Annotated in this window: 15 protein-coding genes; 10 read left to right on the top strand and 5 right to left on the bottom strand. The window is 56.2% G+C overall.

What is annotated here, in order from left to right; translation table 11 throughout:
- The first annotated feature begins 252 nt into the window (after nt 1-252).
- The 4 genes from xylA (at nt 253) to SPH27_RS18245 (ending at nt 4665) form a co-directional block, all read left to right on the top strand.
- Nucleotides 253-1575, top strand: coding sequence for a xylose isomerase (gene xylA / locus SPH27_RS18260; protein ID WP_087823749.1), 1323 nt, complete (start codon nt 253-255; stop codon nt 1573-1575).
- Between the two features lie 72 nt (nt 1576-1647).
- A complete protein-coding gene (gene xylB, locus SPH27_RS18255; protein ID WP_048980302.1) occupies nt 1648-3102 on the top strand; it encodes a xylulokinase in 1455 nt (484 codons plus the stop codon).
- Between the two features lie 103 nt (nt 3103-3205).
- Complete coding sequence (locus SPH27_RS18250) at nt 3206-3745, top strand: isochorismatase family protein (protein ID WP_048980305.1); 540 nt, start codon at nt 3206-3208, stop codon at nt 3743-3745.
- Entirely contained in the window at nt 3745-4665 is a 921-nt protein-coding gene (locus SPH27_RS18245; RefSeq protein WP_048980308.1) for a GlxA family transcriptional regulator, read from the top strand. The genes SPH27_RS18250 and SPH27_RS18245 overlap by 1 nt, the downstream gene beginning before the upstream one ends.
- Here SPH27_RS18245 and SPH27_RS18240 read toward each other — a convergent pair.
- Entirely contained in the window at nt 4658-5653 is a 996-nt protein-coding gene (locus SPH27_RS18240) for an acyltransferase (RefSeq protein ID WP_048980311.1), read from the bottom strand. The two genes, SPH27_RS18245 and SPH27_RS18240, sit on opposite strands and share 8 nt — an antisense overlap.
- A gap of 183 nt (nt 5654-5836) precedes the next feature.
- On the opposite strand from SPH27_RS18240, the gene SPH27_RS18235 reads away from it, so the two are divergent.
- The 3 genes from SPH27_RS18235 to glyS all read left to right on the top strand — a co-directional run bounded on the left by SPH27_RS18235 (nt 5837) and on the right by glyS (nt 9294).
- Entirely contained in the window at nt 5837-6142 is a 306-nt protein-coding gene (locus SPH27_RS18235; protein WP_033147005.1) for a YsaB family lipoprotein, read from the top strand.
- Nucleotides 6143-6303: 161 nt separating this feature from the next.
- A complete protein-coding gene (gene glyQ, locus SPH27_RS18230; RefSeq protein WP_003860141.1) occupies nt 6304-7215 on the top strand; it encodes a glycine--tRNA ligase subunit alpha in 912 nt (303 codons plus the stop codon).
- Between the two features lie 9 nt (nt 7216-7224).
- Complete coding sequence (glyS, locus tag SPH27_RS18225) at nt 7225-9294, top strand: glycine--tRNA ligase subunit beta (RefSeq protein ID WP_182071969.1); 2070 nt, start codon at nt 7225-7227, stop codon at nt 9292-9294.
- Between the two features lie 92 nt (nt 9295-9386).
- Here the strand turns inward: glyS and SPH27_RS18220 are convergent, their stop codons facing one another.
- Nucleotides 9387-9824, bottom strand: coding sequence for a hypothetical protein (locus SPH27_RS18220; RefSeq protein WP_047059758.1), 438 nt, complete (start codon nt 9822-9824; stop codon nt 9387-9389).
- 718 nt (nt 9825-10542) lie between these two features.
- On the opposite strand from SPH27_RS18220, the gene SPH27_RS18215 reads away from it, so the two are divergent.
- Nucleotides 10543-12165, top strand: a complete 1623-nt coding sequence (locus SPH27_RS18215) for an ABC-F family ATP-binding cassette domain-containing protein (RefSeq protein WP_322435759.1) — start codon at nt 10543-10545, stop codon at nt 12163-12165.
- 39 nt (nt 12166-12204) lie between these two features.
- On the opposite strand, the gene SPH27_RS18210 is transcribed toward SPH27_RS18215, so the two are convergent.
- Nucleotides 12205-12492: an HTH-type transcriptional regulator gene (locus SPH27_RS18210; protein WP_029740975.1), complete on the bottom strand. Its 288-nt coding sequence runs from the start codon at nt 12490-12492 to the stop codon at nt 12205-12207.
- 331 nt (nt 12493-12823) lie between these two features.
- Here SPH27_RS18210 and SPH27_RS18205 point away from each other — a divergent pair, with 331 nt between their 5' ends.
- Entirely contained in the window at nt 12824-13534 is a 711-nt protein-coding gene (locus SPH27_RS18205; protein WP_023309949.1) for a DUF3053 domain-containing protein, read from the top strand.
- A gap of 248 nt (nt 13535-13782) precedes the next feature.
- The gene (cspA, locus tag SPH27_RS18200) at nt 13783-13995 is read left to right on the top strand and encodes an RNA chaperone/antiterminator CspA (protein WP_003860775.1); all 213 of its coding nucleotides are present in this window, start codon (nt 13783-13785) and stop codon (nt 13993-13995) included.
- Nucleotides 13996-14053: 58 nt separating this feature from the next.
- Here the strand turns inward: cspA and ghrB are convergent, their stop codons facing one another.
- The gene (gene ghrB / locus SPH27_RS18195; RefSeq protein ID WP_048980836.1) at nt 14054-15028 is read right to left on the bottom strand and encodes a glyoxylate/hydroxypyruvate reductase GhrB; all 975 of its coding nucleotides are present in this window, start codon (nt 15026-15028) and stop codon (nt 14054-14056) included.
- A 26-nt stretch (nt 15029-15054) separates the two neighbouring features.
- A complete protein-coding gene (locus SPH27_RS18190; RefSeq protein ID WP_048980837.1) occupies nt 15055-16335 on the bottom strand; it encodes an MFS transporter in 1281 nt (426 codons plus the stop codon).
- Nucleotides 16336-16456: the final 121 nt, after the last annotated feature.

Here is a 16456-nt window from a genome sequence, read left to right as displayed (position 1 = left end):
CATTATGATATTTGGTTTATTTCTGAATTTATGACCGCGATCGGATTTTAAAATACGTAACGTCTTAATTACATTTGATTCTGGAATACGCGCCGAAAAATAGTTTGTCTGCGCATTATTTTGCGAGCCAGCGCACAGTTGTGCATTCTCTCAATAGCAGTGTGAAATAACGTAATTGAGCAACCCAAAATGTCTATTCACTATTACTCCTGTATCAACGACTCGCCGCATACCCTGATTATGGAGCTCAATATGCAAGCTTATTTCGACCAACTCGATCGTGTTCGTTACGAAGGCCCAAAAACGACCAATCCTTTAGCATTTCGTCACTACAACCCGGATGAGCTGGTGCTGGGTAAGCGCATGGAAGATCATCTGCGCTTTGCCGCATGTTACTGGCATACCTTCTGCTGGAACGGCGCCGATATGTTCGGCGTGGGTTCCTTTGACCGCCCGTGGCAGCAGCCGGGTGAGGCCATTGAGCTGGCAAAGCGCAAAGCCGATGTCGCATTTGAGTTCTTCCACAAGCTGAACGTACCGTACTACTGCTTCCATGACGTGGACGTGTCGCCGGAAGGCGCGTCGCTGAAAGAGTATCTGAACAATTTTGCGCAGATGGTGGATGTACTGGCGGCGAAACAGCAGCAAAGCGGCGTGAAGCTGCTCTGGGGCACGGCAAACTGCTTCACCAACCCACGCTACGGCGCGGGCGCGGCAACCAATCCGGATCCGGAAGTGTTTAGCTGGGCAGCCACGCAGGTGGTGACGGCAATGAACGCTACGCATCAGCTGGGTGGCGAGAACTATGTCCTGTGGGGTGGCCGTGAAGGTTATGAAACGCTGCTGAACACCGACCTGCGTCAGGAGCGCGAGCAGATTGGCCGCTTTATGCAGATGGTTGTCGACCATAAGCACAAAATCGGCTTCCGCGGCACGCTGCTGATTGAGCCGAAACCGCAGGAACCGACCAAGCATCAGTATGACTACGACGTGGCGACGGTGTATGGCTTCCTGAAGCAGTTCGGTCTGGAAAAAGAGATCAAAGTGAACATTGAAGCCAACCACGCCACGCTGGCGGGCCACTCTTTCCATCACGAGATCGCGTCTGCCATTGCGCTGGGCATTTTCGGCTCTGTCGATGCGAACCGTGGCGATGCACAGCTGGGCTGGGACACCGATCAGTTCCCGAACAGCGTGGAAGAGAATGCGCTGGTGATGTACGAAATCGTCAAAGCGGGCGGTTTCACCACCGGCGGCCTGAACTTTGACGCCAAGGTGCGTCGTCAGAGCACCGACAAATATGATCTGTTCTACGGCCACATTGGCGCGATGGACACCATGGCGCTGGCGCTGAAAGTGGCGGCTCGTATGATTGAAGACGGCGAGCTGGATAAACGCGTAGCGAAGCGTTACAGCGGCTGGAACAGTGAGCTGGGCCAGCAAATCTTGAAAGGTCAGTTATCGCTGGCGGAAATTGCGAAGTACGCTGAACAACAGCAGCTGGCGCCGCAGCACCAGAGCGGGCACCAGGAACTGCTGGAAAATCTCGTAAACCACTATCTGTTTGATAAGTGATTGAGCTGAAAATGCACGTAGGCCCGGTAAGCGTTAGCGCCACCGGGCATTTCTGTTAAAGGAGTCACCGTAATGTATATCGGGATCGATCTTGGCACATCGGGTGTGAAAGCCATCCTGTTGAGCGAGCAGGGCGACGTTTTAGCAACGCAGACGGAAACGCTGCAGGTTTCACGTCCGCATCCGCTGTGGTCAGAACAGGATCCGGAGCAGTGGTGGCAGGCGACGGATCGCGCAATTAAAGCCTTAGGTGAGCAGCACAGCCTTCGTGACGTGAAAGCGCTGGGAATTGCCGGACAAATGCACGGCGCTACGCTGCTCGACAGCCAGCATCGCGTGCTGCGTCCAGCGATCCTCTGGAACGATGGCCGCTGTGCGGAAGAGTGCGCGCTTCTTGAGGAACGCGTGCCCAATTCCCGGGAGATTACCGGCAACCTGATGATGCCCGGCTTTACTGCGCCCAAATTGCTGTGGGTGCAGCGCCACGAACCGGAGATTTTCCGTCAGGTGGCGAAAGTCCTGCTGCCGAAAGACTATCTGCGTTTTCGCATAACGGGCGATTTCGCCAGCGACATGTCCGATGCCGCCGGCACCATGTGGCTCGACGTGGCGAAGCGCGACTGGAGCGAGGCGATGCTGGATGCATGCTATCTGACCCGGGAACATATGCCAACGCTGTACGAAGGCTGTGAGGTGACAGGCGCGCTGCTGCCAGCCGTTGCTGAACGCTGGAATATGCCTGCCGTACCGGTGGTGGCCGGGGGCGGCGATAACGCGGCGGGCGCTGTCGGTGTCGGCATGGTTGAGGCGGGGCAGGCGATGCTGTCGCTGGGAACGTCCGGCGTCTATTTTGCCGTCAGCGACGGGTATCGCAGTAATCCTGAAAGCGCTGTGCACAGTTTCTGTCATGCCCTTCCCGGGAAATGGCATTTGATGTCGGTGATGCTCAGCGCGGCATCCTGCCTGGCCTGGGCGGCAAAACTCACCGGCATGGCCGACGTTCCGGCGCTCATTTCCGCAGCCCAGCAGGCGGATGACGCTGCGGGTACCGTCTGGTTTTTACCGTATCTTTCCGGCGAGCGTACCCCGCACAACAACCCGGAAGCGAAAGGGGTGTTCTTTGGCTTAACCCATCAACATGGCCCGGCAGAACTGGCGCGTGCGGTTCTGGAAGGCGTGGGCTATGCGCTGGCCGACGGGATGGACGTGGTGCACGACTGCGGCCTGAAACCGACGAGCGTCACCCTGATTGGCGGCGGTGCGCGAAGCCCTTACTGGCGACAGATGCTGTCTGATATCAGCGGGTTGCAGCTGGATTTCCGCACCGGAGGGGATGTTGGGCCCGCGCTCGGTGCCGCGCGTCTGGCGCAGATAGCCATTCATCCGGAACAACCGCTTTCGCAACTGTTGCCGCAGCTTACGCTTGAACAGGCGCATTTGCCTGACGCGGCGCGCCATGCGCGGTACGCGGAGAGGCGCGACGTGTTCCGCAAAATCTACCAACAGCTGTTGCCGCTGATGTCGTAAATACGCTTGTCCGGGAGAGGCACGAGGATGTCCTTTTTTGGTCTGTGCGTGCCTTCATTTCCTTGCCAGTATGGTGTTACACCCACTGGCGAGGAGATTTATCATGTCACGCATTGCATTAATCAACATCGATACTCAGCAGTCCTTCCATCACCGCAATTACTGGCAGGAGGACGAAATTCCTGCCTTTCAGCAGGCGATGCTGGGGCTGATCGAAGGCTGCCAGGCGCGCAATATTCCGGTCGTTGATATTTTTCACGTGGATGAAGACGGTCCTTTCACCCTCGAAAGCGGCTATGTCAAACCGATGGCCTTTTTACGTCATCAGCCGGATGTGGTTTTCCAGAAACACGTCCATAATGCATTTACGGATACCGGGCTTGACCGCTGGCTGCGCGAGCGTGATATCAACCAGCTGATTATCTGCGGCATTCGCACTGAACAATGCTGTGAAACCACCGCCCGGGTGGCATCCGATCTAGGTTATGCTGTGACCTTTGTTAGTGAGGCAACGCTGACGTTTCCCATGACGTACAAGGGGATAACCCTTAGCGCAGCGGAAATTCGCCATCGTACCGAGACGGTACTGTCCGGGCGTTTTGCCGAGGTTAAAACGGTAGCGGAGACGCTGGAGTCACTGTAATGCGCATCGACGTCTGGTTCGTGATGTTGCCCGGGGTGCTGTCATTAGACATGACCGGCCCGGCAGAAACCTTTGTGCTGGCAGGCGACGCGTTTCGCCTGCATTACATTGGCCCGCAGCCTGAGGTTCCGACGTCGATTGGCCTGACGATGAGCGGCATTCAGCCGCTGCCGGAGCGTCTGCCGGAAGGTAGTCTGCTGGTGCTGCCGGGTGTGAGCGACTCCCGCAGTCAGTTCTCAACGCCACAGGCGCAGCAGATCCAGCACTGGCTGATGCGCCTGCAGCCGCAGATCCAGCGCCAGGAAATCACCGTGATGTGCGTCTGTTCAGGGGCCTTACTGGCGGCGAAATCGGACCTGCTGAACAACCGACAGTGCACGACCCATCATGACGTTATTAGCCGTTTACGCACCGCGGCCCCCACGGCGACGATTAAAGAAAACCGCATCTTTGTGCAGGATGAGAATATCTGGACCAGCGCGGGGATCACGTCAGGCATCGACCTGGCGCTGCACATGATTAACCGCCTGTGCGGCCCCGAAAAGGCGCTGACCGTGGCGCGTGAGATGGTGGTCTGGTTCCGTCGTTCCGGTGACGATCCCCAGCTCTCTCCGTGGCTACGCTATCGCAATCATCTTCACCCGGCGATTCATCGGGCGCAGGATGCGCTCACCGCCGAGCCGCAAAAAACGTGGAGCTTGCCTGACATTGCCGCACTGGCGCACGTCAGCCCGCGTCATCTCACCCGGCTTTTCCAGTCACATTTAGGGATTAGCGTTCGCGATTATCTGGAACAGCTGCGTCTGGCGGTGGCGGAGCAGTGGCTATTGCAGGGGCGCGGCGTGGAGCAGGCTTCACTGGCGGCGGGGTTTTCCTCCCCGCGCCAGTACCATCGCGCCCGGCAGCGAAGCATTAGCTGACGAAGCGGCGAGCGTCTATTTTTTGCAGCAGCATCGACAGCAGCAGGCTGATCGCCAGCGTGGCGGCAAAAATCCAGACCATATCCAGCACCGGCCAGCTTTTTAGCTCAATGCCTCTCGTGCGCAGCGCGTGGATCACCAGCGCGTGAAAACCGTAAATCCCGAGAGAGTGCCGCGAGATAATACTCAGCACGGGAAGGGCGCGCGCGTTCAGGGTATTTTTGGCAAGCGTGAGCAGCGAAACGGCACAGATAAAGACCATCGGCCCGCAATAGAGATACCAGGTATCGGCAAAATTGCCGCGCCACTGCAATTCGTGCAGCGTCCCGCGTGAAATCACTGCCACGCCAGCGATAAACAGCGCCCCGCAGAGCCAGTTCAGCCCGCGTTTTTGCGTGTCCATCATCCCGATGGCGCGCCCCAGCATGCCGTAAAGCACGTAGTAAAAAGTATCGCCGTTGATATAGAGATTGACCGGCAGCCACTCAAATCCGTCGATTTTCTGTGAGAGCGTATTCGGGTTGGCGACAATGCCGATAACCACCATCAGGGCCAGAAGCATTTTACCGCTGACGTTTTTTACCTGGATGAGCGGGGAGACCAGATAGATAACGATAATGGCGAAGAAGAACCACAGGTGATAGAACACCGGTTTTTGCAGCACGTATTTCAGCGATAGGCCGGCGTTAATGGAGGTGAACAGCGTGATATAGAGCAGGGCAACGGCGCTGTAGAACCCCAGGCAGGCCGCGATGCGGATGAAGTGCCGCGGCTGCGCGCTACGCTCGCCAAAAAAGAGAAAGCCGGAAATCATAAAGAACAGCGGCACGCTGACGCGTGACGCAGAGTTGAGAATATTGGCGATATCCCAGTTAACGGGGCTGATGCTGTGGGCATTCGTGACGTACCAGGTCGTCGTGTGGATCATGACCACCATCAGACACGCTATTCCTCGCAGGTTATCAATCCAGTTAATTTTTGACTGCATCAGTTCCTCGTATTCCCTGTAAATTGAGTGTGACTGCCATTGTCCAAAAGTCTTCGCTTGGAAAATTCTGAGTTTTATTCAGCAGGCTTGTAGGGAGGCCGCGAGATTCGCAGAATGCCGGACCGTAATCTATAAAAGCTTTGATACTAAAAATAACAGCCACTGACCAGGGCGGTAATAAAAATGATGATGAAGCGTGTGGCGTCACTCTTTCTGCTGTTGAGCCTGGCGGGATGCAGCGCGCCGCAAGAAGCACCTGTGCAGAAAGCGCAGCAGGGTAAAATGAGCCCGGAACGTTCACTGAATATGGAAGCGCTCTGTAAAGATCGGGCCGCTCGCCGCTATAACTCGGACGTACAGAAAATTGATGTCACCGGGTTTGAGCGTTTTCAGGGAAGCTATGAGCTGCGGGGACATACGTCGCGCAAAGAGGGCTTTGTCTGCTCGTTTGATGCGGACGGTCAGTTTTTACATCTCTCCATGCGCTAGCCTGCTCGTATAATCAACAGCCAGACGCCGTCAGCGTTCTGGCCGGAAGGCTTATTTCCCCAATTTTCCCTAAACAACCCCGTTTCGTACTGTATATCTTGCAGCCAGCGGGTATACTGGTCCCTTCCATTTAAAACCACACGTATCCAGCACGAAATACTATGCAAAAGTTTGATACCAAGACCTTCCAGGGCCTGATCCTGACCTTACAGGATTACTGGGCTCGTCAGGGCTGTACCATTGTTCAACCTTTGGACATGGAAGTCGGCGCCGGCACTTCACACCCGATGACCAGCCTGCGCGCGTTGGGGCCAGAGCCAATGGCGACCGCGTATGTGCAGCCTTCCCGTCGTCCGACCGATGGTCGTTACGGTGAGAACCCGAACCGTCTGCAGCATTACTATCAGTTCCAGGTGGTGATTAAGCCATCACCAGACAACATTCAGGAACTGTACCTCGGGTCGCTGAAAGAGCTGGGTATGGATCCAACCATCCACGACATTCGTTTCGTGGAAGATAACTGGGAAAACCCAACGCTGGGTGCCTGGGGTCTGGGTTGGGAAGTGTGGCTGAACGGCATGGAAGTGACCCAGTTCACTTACTTCCAGCAGGTTGGCGGTCTGGAATGTAAGCCAATCACCGGTGAAATCACCTACGGTCTGGAACGTCTGGCGATGTACATTCAGGGCGTAGACAGCGTTTACGACCTGGTCTGGAGCGACGGCCCGCTGGGTAAAACCACCTACGGCGACGTGTTCCATCAGAACGAAGTGGAGCAATCCACCTATAACTTCGAATACGCGGACGTGGACTTCCTGTTCACCTGCTTCGAGCAGTATGAGAAAGAAGCGCAGCAGCTGCTGGCGCTGGAAACTCCGCTGCCGCTGCCTGCCTACGAGCGTATTCTGAAGGCCGCCCACAGCTTCAACCTGCTGGACGCCCGCAAAGCCATCTCCGTGACTGAACGTCAGCGCTACATTCTGCGTATTCGTACCCTGACCAAAGCCGTTGCAGAAGCTTACTATGCGTCCCGTGAAGCCCTTGGCTTCCCGATGTGCAACCGAAACAAATAAGAGGCGGCCATGTCTGAGAAAACTTTCCTGGTGGAAATCGGCACCGAAGAGCTGCCACCAAAAGCCCTGCGCAGCCTGGCTGAATCTTTCGCTGCGAACGTGACCGCCGAGCTGGATAACGCTGGCCTGGCACACGGTAAAATTGAGTGGTTTGCTGCACCGCGCCGTCTGGCGCTGAAAGTGGCAAATCTGGCGGCGTCTCAGCCGGATCGCGAAGTCGAAAAACGTGGCCCGGCGATTGCCCAGGCGTTTGACGCGGAAGGCAAGCCGAGCAAAGCGGCTGAAGGCTGGGCGCGCGGTTGCGGCATCACCGTTGATCAGGCCGAGCGTCTGACCACGGATAAAGGCGAGTGGCTGCTGTATCGTGCGCACGTGAAAGGCGAAAGTGCTGAAGCGCTGCTGCCGGACATGATTGCCACGTCTCTGGCGAAGCTGCCGATTCCTAAGCTGATGCGCTGGGGCGCGTCTGACGTGCACTTCGTGCGTCCGGTGCACACCGTGACCCTGCTGCTGGGCGATACCGTTATCCCGGCGACCATTCTGGGCGTGGCGTCCGATCGCGTGATCCGCGGCCATCGCTTTATGGGCGAGCCAGAGTTCACCATCGACAATGCCGACCAGTATCCGCAGATCCTGCTGGAGCGCGGTAAGGTCATTGCCGACTACGAGCAGCGTAAAGCCAAAATCAAAGCGGACGCGGAAGACGCGGCGCGCAAGATTGGCGGTAACGCAGACCTGAGCGACAGCCTGCTGGAAGAAGTCACCTCTCTGGTTGAATGGCCAGTTGTGCTGACGGCGAAGTTCGAAGAGAAATTCCTGGCCGTTCCGGCTGAAGCGCTGGTGTACACCATGAAGGGTGACCAGAAGTACTTCCCGGTCTATGCCAACGACGGCAAGCTGCTGCCAAACTTCATCTTCGTGGCGAACATCGAATCGAAAGATCCGATCCAGATTATCTCCGGTAACGAGAAAGTGGTGCGTCCACGTCTGGCAGATGCGGAGTTCTTCTTCAATACCGACCGTAAAAAGCGTCTGGAAGATCATCTCCCGCGCCTGCAGACCGTGCTGTTCCAGCAGCAGCTGGGTACGCTGCGCGACAAGACCGACCGCATTGCGGAGCTGTCCGGCTGGATTGCCCGTGAAATCGGTGCAGACGTCAACCACGCGACGCGTGCAGGCCTGCTGTCCAAGTGCGACCTGATGACCAACATGGTGTTCGAATTTACCGACACCCAGGGCGTGATGGGCATGCACTACGCGCGTCACGATGGCGAAGCGGAAGACGTGGCCGTGGCCCTGAACGAGCAGTATCAGCCGCGCTTTGCGGGTGACGACCTGCCGTCCAACCCGGTTGCATGCGCCGTGGCGATTGCCGATAAGATGGACACCCTGGCGGGTATCTTCGGTATCGGTCAGCATCCGAAAGGCGACAAAGACCCGTTTGCGCTGCGTCGTGCTGCGCTGGGCGTGCTGCGTATCATCGTTGAGAAGAACCTGAACCTCGATCTGCAGACGCTGACCGAAGAAGCGGTGCGTCTGTACGGTGACAAGCTGACCAACGCGAAGGTTGTGGATGACGTGATCGACTTTATGCTCGGTCGTTTCCGCGCATGGTATCAGGACGAAGGTTACACCGTTGACACCATTCAGGCGGTGCTGGCGCGTCGTCCAACCCGTCCGGCTGATTTCGATGCGCGTATGAAGGCGGTTTCCCACTTCCGTACGCTGGAAGCGGCATCTGCCCTGGCCGCGGCCAACAAGCGCGTATCCAACATTCTGGCGAAATCCGACGAGACGCTGAACGAGCGCGTGAACGCCGCAACCCTGAAAGAGCCGGAAGAGATCGCTCTGGCGATGCAGGTTGTGGTGCTGCGCGACAAGCTCGAGCCGTACTTCGCGGAAGGTCGCTACCAGGAAGCGCTGGTGGAGCTGGCCGAGCTGCGTGACGTGATCGACGCCTTCTTCGAGAAAGTGATGGTGAACGTAGAAGATAAAGAACTGCGTATTAACCGTCTCTCCATGCTCGAGAAACTTCGCGAGCTGTTCCTGCGCGTAGCGGATATTTCGCTGCTGCAGTGATGTGCCGCTGTTACACATGCTAAAAACCCGCTTCGGCGGGTTTTTTTATGGGTCTTTTGTAGGCCGGATAAGCGCAGCGCCATCCGGCAGGTTTAGCCGATCGCGATTGTGCCTTCGTCTGTCTGCAGCCAGCGCGGTGCCTTCAGCGTATCGGCAAAGTAGCTGACCAGCTCGCACAGCAAATCTTCCATCACGATTTCAGATTGTCGCGGCAGTGAGCCGTTCATCAGCATCTGCGTAAGCTCCTGAAAGTAGCGCCCCAGCTGATCGCATTCGGGTTCGAAAGCCGGAACGCGTGACGGGAGTTCCTTCACGGTCAGGCTGGCTTTTAAAGCGTCCGGAACAGGTTCCAGAAGCGTGGGTTGCAGAAGATTCAGACAGGCATAAAGTCTGCCGTAAAGCGCCATTTTTGGGGCGGGTTCTTCGCAATCTACCAGTGCGTCGGTAAAACGTTCGCAGTTATCCGCCAGTTCGGTGAAGTCGGTGGCATGGTTGAAGGGCAGGGTGATTAAAGAGTTAATCAATGACATAAAATAACCTCAGTGAGTGGTATATCTTCCGCCACGGGAGGTTCCAGGCTCGCTGGTGGCGGAACCGAACAAGGTTGGAACGACTGGCCTCACTGACACCAGCGCGCTTTGCAGCGCCCCTGTCCGGCCCGCCATTGAGATGCAACAGGCCGTACGACACAGAGCCTGTGTCGCCAGTGAAGTGATTCAGGGTTCCAATCCCGGCACCTGATTTTGCAGGTGCGAAGAGAACTTACTGCTCATCAAAACAGGCGGCAACAGTTTTGAGCTATGTCGCTGAGGATATTACCATTTCTGGAAAGAGGCTCGCAAAATTACCGTAATGAGAAGCATACTGCGGGTAGAGGTTTGACAGCGACGCCATGGCGGTGGCGATTGAGCCGCCCTGGCACGTTCACAGGCCATGTCGTTACAGAGTAGCAAGGAACAACCCCCACAGCCGTATGTTCCCCCTCACCCCAGCCCTCTCCCTCAAGGGAGAGGGGGCCGTCTGTGCAGACAATATTTGGTGGGGATCCCTCAGCCCAAAGGGAGAGGGAGTATAAGTCGTCCAAAATTTAACCTTGAAACCGTCAACACATTACCGCTATCCTTATCGCGTTAACTTTCTCACGCTGGAGCGCCCCCCAAAAATGAACAAACACGACTGATGAATTTCGATCCTTGCTAAACGCCACCGCGTCGGCAGGGGATGTTTTGATTTCATTCAGGAGTGCTTATGGCTCATTTTGCGCAGTCCCCTTCTTTTATTTTGCATCAGATCACCTGTCAGTTTCCGACGGGCGATATCCTTTTTGGTCCGCTGAATCTCACGCTGGAACCCGCCCTGTGCGCGGTGGTTGGCCGCAACGGCAGCGGGAAAACGCGTCTGCTGCGTCTGCTGGCGGGGCTGGACGAACCGGCTTCCGGTCATATTGAACGCTTTGGCTCGCATGCCTGGGTGGCGCAGCAGCACGTCATTTCTCCGCAGACGACGCTTGCTGAACTGCTCGGGTATGACGCGATTTTTTCGGCGCGTAAGCGCATCGACAGCGGCAATTACCAGCCTGACGATCTGGAGCTGCTCGACGGCCACTGGGATGTTGCCGAGCGTCTGAGCGAGGCGTTTAGCAATGCGCAGCTCCCACTGTTTGACCCGGATAAACCCGCGGGTGAACTCAGCGGCGGCGAGCGCATCCGCGCCCTGCTGTGCGGGGCGTTTACGGCTGAGGCGGATTTCATACTGCTGGACGAGCCCACTAACCATCTGGACCGACAGGGCCGGGCGTGGTTCTACGACCAGCTCAGCCGTTTTCAGGGCGGCGTGCTGGTGGCTTCCCATGACCGTGAGTTGCTGGCCCAGGTGCCGCGTATCCTTGAACTGAGCGCCTCGGGCCTGCGCAGCTACGGCGGGAATTATGCGGATTATCAAACCCAGCGCGATGCCGAACAGCAGGCGGCCCGCGCGGCGCTGGAACATGCTGCAATCGAGCGCAAACGCACTCGGGCACGCATGCAAAAAGAGCATGATGACAGCCAGCGGCGTTCGGCAAAGACATTGCGCACCGTTGATACCCTGAATATCGCATCGTTCGAGCGGGTCAAATATAAAGGCGCGGCAAAAGAGCGGATTGGCTCCTGGAAAAAACAGCATAGCGAGCAAAATGAAGCCCTGAACGCCGCGGTAAACAAGGCGCGTGAACGCGTTGAAGAAGATAACCCGGTAATGTTCACCCTGCCGGGGAGTCAGATCCCGGACGGGAAGCAGGTACTGGTGCTGGAGGATCTGGTGCTGCCGCCGCATGTGCCGGTTCCTCCGCTCAACTGGCGGATGGACGGACCGATGCGCGTGGCGTTAAAGGGACCGAACGGCTGCGGAAAATCGACGCTGTTAAAAACCATCCTCGGCGAGATAGCCCCCCGTTCGGGTACCTGTAAGGTTTCAGTCAGCTGCGCTTATCTTGATCAAGATCTTTCCCGGCTCGATCTTTCACAGTCGGTCATGACGCATCTCAACCTGAGTCATACGCCTCTGGAAGAGGGGGTATTGCGAACCCGTCTGGCGCAGCTTCAACTAGGGGCCGACAAAGTTACGCTCCCGCTGGCGGAGCTCAGCGGCGGCGAGCGTCTTAAGGCCGCCCTGGCATGCGTGCTGTGGCGTGCGGAGGCCACGCAGCTTCTGCTGCTGGATGAACCGACCAACCATCTGGATTTAGCCTCGGTCCAGGCCATCGAAGCGGCGCTGGTCGGTTTCCCCGGGGCTCTGCTGGTGGTATCGCACGATGAGGCTTTTCTAAGAGGCTTAACGTTAACGCATGAATGGGTATGGGAAGAGGCGGGCTGGCGTTGCGAGAGCCTTTAAAACACAAGCCCCCGCAAAGGCGGGGGCATTCAATCTTCACTACGCTATCTGTTTGCTGAGTGCAGGGTTGGCCTGAATCAGGCGCATCAGCCTTAACTCGGTTGGGGTGGGTTTCTCACGTTTTGACTCCCACTCCTGCACCATAGCCACGCTGACACCCATCGCTCTGGCGAATTCTTCCGTTTTCAGTCCTGTCCCTTTGCGCAATTGCTCATATTCTGTAAAGGGATTGGATTTTTGTTGCAGGGTAATCGCCTGCGGTACGTCTTTAAAAATGATCTGTTCCAGACTGCTCAGCAGTTCAAACTCAGGATCTTTATATTCCATTGAGGACTCCTCTTAAATCTCACATCGTGATCAAGAACATCAGAGAGCCAGTTAAGAATAGTCCCTAATACGAACCCAGGATCGTCACGGGTGTGATTAATCGTGCGATAACGATCGCTTTACCCGATTCAGCGATATGGATAGTTATGCTAATTACCTGATTAGTCATATGTCGGCTTCGGCAGGTATTTTTTTGTAAATGGTAAGAAATAAATCGGCAATAGCCGTTTTGCATGAAAAGAGTATCTTGCAAGGCTGACCTGGACTATCCTTGTCAGCGTCGGGCACGCGTGTGCCGGTGTGCGCTTTTTTGGGTGAAAGGAGTAATAAAATGGCGACAGGAAAGTCCTGCTCTCGCTGGTTTGCGCCTATTGCGGCGTTGTTGATGGTTGTTAGCCTGAGTGGGTGTTTTGATAAAGAAGGCGATCAGCGCAAAGCGTTTATCGATTTTCTGCAGAATACAGTGATGCGCAGCGGCGAGCGGTTGCCGACGCTGACTGCGGATCAGAAAAAACAGTTTGGCCCCTTCGTGTCCGATTACGCCATTCTTTATGGTTATTCACAGCAGGTGAGCCAGGCGATGGATTCCGGTATCCGTCCGGTAGTGGATAGCGTGAACGCCATTCGCGTTCCGCAGGATTATATGACGCAGCGTGAACCGCTTCGCCAGTCCAACGGTGCGCTTGGCGTGCTGAGCCAGCAGTTGCAGAATGCGAAAATGCAGGCTGACGCTTCACGTTCTGCGCTGAAGCAGGGTGACGATCTCAAACCTGTCTTCGACAAAGTATATGAGAAAGTGGTGACGAAACCGTCTGAAGCGCTGCAGCCGCTGATTCCGGCCGCGCAAATCTTCACGCAGCAGCTGGTTCAGGTGGGCGACTTTATTGCCCAGCAGGATACTCAGGTGAGCTTTGTTGCCAACGGCATTCAGTTCCCGACCTCGCAGCAGGCAAGCCAGTACAATACGCTGATTGGGCCGCTGGCCTCCCAGCATCAGGCCTTTAGCCAGGCCTGGAGTGCCGCTGTCACGGCCACAGAATAAACCGAAAAAACCCCGCGCCTGGCGGGGTTTTTTTTATGCTTATCGAAAATAACGCTTGTCATTCTTCTACCACATCGGTATAACTATCCCCGTCGGTTTGTTACACAGACCTAAAGCAGTTTAGTAAAGCAGTCCAGATTGTTATCCATAGATACCCTTCGTTGTGACCCTTCCTTCATCGCTTAAAAATCTGTAACGCAATCCATCAAGCCGGAAGGCTCAATATATTTGTTAATAAGGTAATTTCTATGTCTGCTAAAATGACTGGTCTGGTAAAATGGTTCAACGCTGATAAAGGTTTCGGCTTCATCACTCCTGACGATGGCTCTAAAGACGTGTTCGTACACTTCTCTGCTATCCAGAACGATGGCTACAAATCTCTGGACGAAGGTCAGAAAGTGTCCTTCACCATCGAAAGCGGCGCTAAAGGCCCAGCAGCTGGTAACGTTGTAAGCCTGTAAGCTTCCAATCCAGTAGCACAAAATTCAAAAACCCGCCTTCTGGCGGGTTTTTTCGTTTCTATCGTTGCACCTGCGGATTCACACAGTTTATCTCCACCTTTCCGCTTAGGGCGGCGATAAGGTTATCGACCGCAGTGGCCGCCATGTTGTAGCGCGTCTCATGGGTTGCGGAACCGATGTGGGGCAGGGCGACGACGTTTGGCATTGCCAGCAGCGGGGAGTCCATCGGCAGCGGCTCCTGTTCAAACACGTCCAGACCTGCGGCATGGATCTCACCGTTCTGCAGGGCTTCAATCAGCGCCTTCTCATCCACCACCGGGCCACGACCCGCGTTGATGAAAATGGCGGATTTCTTCATTTTTTCAAATGCGGATTTGCCAATCAGATGACGCGTTTCGTCCGTCAGCGGCAGAACCAGACAAACAAAATCGGCTTCCTGCAGCAGAGTATCCAGCTCGCAGTAGCGGGCGTTGAAGCGTTCTTCGGCTTCACTGTGATGGCGACGCGCGTTATACAGAATCGGCATGTTAAAACCAAAATGCGCGCGCTGCGCCAGTGCCAGCCCAATGCGCCCCATGCCAACAATGCCCAGCGTTTTGCCGTTAACGTCCACGCCGAACCAGTCCGGTCCAATGCTTTTTGTCCATTCGCCCGCTTTCACGCGCTCGGCCACTTCCACCACGCGACGGGCCGTGGTGAGTACCAGCGCCATCAGCGTATCGGCCACGGTTTCCGTCAGGGCATGGGGGGTGTGCATCAGCAGGATCTTGCGGGCGTTAAGGGCATCCACATCGAAATTGTCGTAACCCACGGAAACGGTAGAGGTAGCACGAAGCTTCGGCATTTTCTCCAGCAGGGCGACATCCACTTTCTCGCTTGAACCCAGCAGGCCTTCGGCGCTGGCGAACGCTTCGGCGTGCTGCGCCACGGTTTCCGGGCTCAGGTTCTTCACCTGCGTGACGGTGAAGTATTCTTCAAGGCGTTTCTGCAGATCTTCCGGCAGTGCTTTGTACAAAATGACGGACGGCTTCATGCTAATCTCCGTTGATTTTTAAGGATTCAGGCGTGGCGTGCGCCGACAGGATGCTGTTGATTATTAGCAGGCTTAACAATCAGAGTAAGCCACACGGAGGCGAAAAGCGCCACCCCCATAAAGATGTACGATGCGGACGGACTGCCGGTGGCACCGTTCAGGTAGCCGACGAACCAGGAGCCGCAGAACGACCCCAGCGCACCCATACTGTTAATCAGCGCCATCGCGCCACCCGCGACGTTACGCGGCAGCATTTCCGGGATGATGGCAAAGAACGGACCGTACGGGGCATACATGGCGGCACCGGCGATCACCAGCAGGGTATAAGAGGCCCAGAAGTGATTTGCACCCACGGCCCACGAGCCGATAAAGGCAAAAGCAGCGATCAGCAGCAGCGGCCAGACAAACAATTTTCGGTTCTGCAGCTTGTCCGACGCCCAGGAGACGACGATCATGGCGATGGTCGCGGCCAGGTACGGTACGGAAGAGAGCCAGCCCACTTCTACCATCCCGAGGTTTTCGCCGCCGCTGCGGATAATCGACGGCAGCCACAGCACAAAGCCGTACACGCCAATGCTCCAGGTAAAGTACTGCGCGCAGAGCAGGATCACGTTGCGCGAGCGGAAGGCTTCACCGTAGTTACGTACCGCCTTCAGGCCTTGCTGTTCTTTATCCAGCTGCGCCTGCAGCGCCGCTTTTTCGTCTTCGGAAAGCCATTTCGCCTGGGCAGGTTTATCTTTCACCAGCACCCACCAGCAGAATGCCCAGATCACTGCCGGGACCCCTTCGATGATAAACATCTCGCGCCAGCCGAAGGACTGGATCAGGTAGCCAGACACCACCGACATCCACAGTACCGTCACCGGGTTACCGAGGATCAGGAAGGTATTCGCGCGCGAGCGTTCAGATTTGGTAAACCAGTTGCTGATGTAGATCAGCATCGCCGGCATAACCGCCGCCTCAACGACGCCGAGGATAAAGCGAATGGCGGCCAGGGCAGGAATATTGTTCACCACGCCGGTCAGTGACGCGCAGGCGCCCCACAGGATCAGACAGACGAAGATCAGCTTACGCACGCTGCGGCGTTCCGCATAAATCGCGCCGGGGATCTGGAAGAAGAAGTAGCCCAGGAAGAAAAGGGCTCCCAGCAGGGAGGAGATACCTTTGGTGATGCCAAGGTCCTCTGTGATCCCCGCCGCGGACGCGAAGCTGAAGTTGGCACGGTCAAGATACGCCAGGCTGTACGTGATAAACACGATTGGCATGATGTACCACCAGCGTTTTACTGCATTGGTCGAACTGTTCATAGGCTTGCCTCTGTTGTTGAGGTTGTTACCGCCGTTGTCTGTAGGGTACACGGTGGCTTGTTTTGCTGAGTGCGATTTATGCCCCTCACCCCGGCCCTCTCCCCAGAGGGGAGAGGGAGCA

Source organism: Enterobacter sp. A103 (assembly GCF_034427535.1).
GTDB classification, from domain to species: domain Bacteria; phylum Pseudomonadota; class Gammaproteobacteria; order Enterobacterales; family Enterobacteriaceae; genus Enterobacter; species Enterobacter asburiae_B.
The sequence above is the reverse complement of the archived record's forward strand: the minus strand, read 5'-3'. Positions and strand labels throughout refer to the sequence as shown.

Excerpts from the sequence above, each read along its gene's own strand:
- xylA (WP_087823749.1), top strand. The coding sequence starts at position 253 with ATGCAAGCTTATTTCGACCAACTCGATCGTGTTCGTTACGAAGGCCCA.
- xylB (WP_048980302.1), top strand. The coding sequence starts at position 1,648 with ATGTATATCGGGATCGATCTTGGCACATCGGGTGTGAAAGCCATCCTG.
- SPH27_RS18250 (WP_048980305.1), top strand. The coding sequence starts at position 3,206 with ATGTCACGCATTGCATTAATCAACATCGATACTCAGCAGTCCTTCCAT.
- SPH27_RS18245 (WP_048980308.1), top strand. The coding sequence starts at position 3,745 with ATGCGCATCGACGTCTGGTTCGTGATGTTGCCCGGGGTGCTGTCATTA.
- SPH27_RS18240 (WP_048980311.1), bottom strand. The coding sequence starts at position 5,653 with ATGCAGTCAAAAATTAACTGGATTGATAACCTGCGAGGAATAGCGTGT.
- SPH27_RS18235 (WP_033147005.1), top strand. The coding sequence starts at position 5,837 with ATGATGATGAAGCGTGTGGCGTCACTCTTTCTGCTGTTGAGCCTGGCG.
- glyQ (WP_003860141.1), top strand. The coding sequence starts at position 6,304 with ATGCAAAAGTTTGATACCAAGACCTTCCAGGGCCTGATCCTGACCTTA.
- glyS (WP_182071969.1), top strand. The coding sequence starts at position 7,225 with ATGTCTGAGAAAACTTTCCTGGTGGAAATCGGCACCGAAGAGCTGCCA.
- SPH27_RS18220 (WP_047059758.1), bottom strand. The coding sequence starts at position 9,824 with ATGTCATTGATTAACTCTTTAATCACCCTGCCCTTCAACCATGCCACC.
- SPH27_RS18215 (WP_322435759.1), top strand. The coding sequence starts at position 10,543 with ATGGCTCATTTTGCGCAGTCCCCTTCTTTTATTTTGCATCAGATCACC.
- SPH27_RS18210 (WP_029740975.1), bottom strand. The coding sequence starts at position 12,492 with ATGGAATATAAAGATCCTGAGTTTGAACTGCTGAGCAGTCTGGAACAG.
- SPH27_RS18205 (WP_023309949.1), top strand. The coding sequence starts at position 12,824 with ATGGCGACAGGAAAGTCCTGCTCTCGCTGGTTTGCGCCTATTGCGGCG.
- cspA (WP_003860775.1), top strand. The coding sequence starts at position 13,783 with ATGTCTGCTAAAATGACTGGTCTGGTAAAATGGTTCAACGCTGATAAA.
- ghrB (WP_048980836.1), bottom strand. The coding sequence starts at position 15,028 with ATGAAGCCGTCCGTCATTTTGTACAAAGCACTGCCGGAAGATCTGCAG.
- SPH27_RS18190 (WP_048980837.1), bottom strand. The coding sequence starts at position 16,335 with ATGAACAGTTCGACCAATGCAGTAAAACGCTGGTGGTACATCATGCCA.